Origin of the sequence: Stenotrophomonas sp. TWI1409 (genome assembly GCF_039673015.1) — a bacterium.
Classification (GTDB): domain Bacteria; phylum Pseudomonadota; class Gammaproteobacteria; order Xanthomonadales; family Xanthomonadaceae; genus Stenotrophomonas; species Stenotrophomonas maltophilia_A.
Genome location: NZ_JBDJKU010000139.1, coordinates 1 through 1,637, shown reverse-complemented (window position 1 = coordinate 1,637; position 1,637 = coordinate 1). Strand labels below are relative to the sequence as shown.

Annotated in this window: 2 protein-coding genes; both read left to right on the top strand. The window is 69.5% G+C overall.

Translation table 11 applies throughout. The features are described 5' to 3' along the window. The first annotated feature begins 125 nt into the window (after positions 1-125). Positions 126-1,034 carry an acyl-CoA thioesterase II gene (tesB, locus tag ABE423_RS20675; protein WP_008265305.1) on the top strand — a complete coding sequence of 303 codons (909 nt, stop codon included), beginning with the start codon at positions 126-128 and terminating at the stop codon, positions 1,032-1,034. Positions 1,035-1,038: 4 nt separating this feature from the next. Further along, the gene (locus ABE423_RS20670) at positions 1,039-1,548 is read left to right on the top strand and encodes a pathogenicity-like protein (RefSeq protein WP_032127591.1); all 510 of its coding nucleotides are present in this window, start codon (positions 1,039-1,041) and stop codon (positions 1,546-1,548) included. Positions 1,549-1,637 lie beyond the last annotated feature (89 nt).

Below are 1,637 nucleotides of genomic sequence, written 5' to 3'. Positions count from 1 at the left end.
GGGCGCCCCCCCCGGGCTGTGCCGTTGGATCTGCTGGTGGGGGCCCCCCCCCCCCCCGGCACTACCAATGATGGACTGGCCTGCAACGGTATAATCGGGGCCTCTTCATTGCTGTGGCCGCCCCCTTGAACGACACGCCCGAACCCGTCGTCTCCGAGCTGATCGACCTGCTTACCCTGGAGCGGCTGGAGGACAACCTGTTCCGCGGGCAGAGCCGCGACATCGGCACCAAGTACGTGTTCGGCGGCCAGGTGCTGGGCCAGGCGCTGGCTGCGGCGCAGGCCACGGTCGACAACGGGCGCCACGTGCACTCGCTGCACGCCTACTTCCTGCGCGCCGGCAACATCGACCACCCCATCGTCTACGACGTCGACCGTACCCGCGACGGCGGCAGTTTCTCGGTGCGCCGCGTCACTGCGATCCAGCACGGCAAGGTGATCTTCTTCTGCGCGGCCTCGTTCCAGCAGGCCGAGACCGGCGCCGAGCACCAGCACAAGATGCCCGAAGTGCCGCAGCCGGAAGACATCGAACCGAACCGCCCGCTGCCGGCCGAAGTGCTGGAGCGGCTGCCAATCAAGGTGCAGCGCTGGCTGTCGCGCGGCGGCCCGTTCGAGTTCCGCCACGTCTACCCGCGCGATGAACTCAACCCGCCCAAGCGCCCGCCCTACCACCAGGTGTGGCTGCGCCTGAGCGAGCCGGTCGGCGATGCGCCCGAGCTGCACCAGGCGCTGCTGGCCTATGCCTCCGACTTCCACCTGTTGGGCACCGCCACGTTCCCGCATGGCATCAGCTACTACCACCCGCACGTGCAGATGGCCTCGCTCGACCACGCGATCTGGTTCCACCGCCCGTTCCGCGCCGACGACTGGCTGCTGTACTCGCTGGACAGCCCCAGCGCGCAGGATTCGCGCGGCCTGGCCCGCGGCCAGTTCTTCACCCGCAATGGCGTGCTGGTGGCCAGCACCGCGCAGGAAGGCCTGATCCGCGTGGTTCCCGACCAGGCCGCGGCCGCCGCCGTGCCGGCCAAGGACTGATCCGATGCGCCAGATCTTCAGCAGCCAGCGTGTGGAAACCGTTGAAGGCGTCGCCGAGCTCCTGCGCGGGCATGGCATCGACGTCAAGGTGACCAATGGGCGCTCGTACAAGACCCGTCGCCGCGGCCAGTTCAGCTATACCGACCTGGGCAACGCCAACGCCTACCCAGCGGTGTGGATCGTGCGCGCCGACGACCAGCCGCGCGCGCGTGAAATCCTGCGCGAGGCGCGACTGCTCGACACCACCCGCCGCGACCATCCGACCGCCGAATTCGCCTTCCGCGACACCGCAGAGACGACCGGCGGCGGCCGTGGCTGGGCCTGGCGCATCCGCATCGCCCTGCTGGTGGTGATCGCCGGCGTGGCGCTGGTGATCGGCCTGCGCCATCGTGGCGCCCCGGCGCCGGTCGCACCGGCCCCTGCCCCGCAGACCCAGCCGCAGCAGGCGCAACCGGCTCCGCAGGCCGCACCGGAAGAGGAAGAAATCCGGGTTCGCATCCAGCCCTCGAAGTGACGCACGGGTAGTGCCGGCCGCTGGCCGGCAGCCGAAAAAGGGGACGGAGGGGATTAAGTCGTTTGAGGCACAAACGACTTAATCCCCTC

What these genes read in the sequence shown, in the direction of transcription:
- ABE423_RS20670 (WP_032127591.1), top strand. Translation starts at nt 1,039, where the DNA reads ATGCGCCAGATCTTCAGCAGCCAGCGTGTGGAAACCGTTGAAGGCGTC.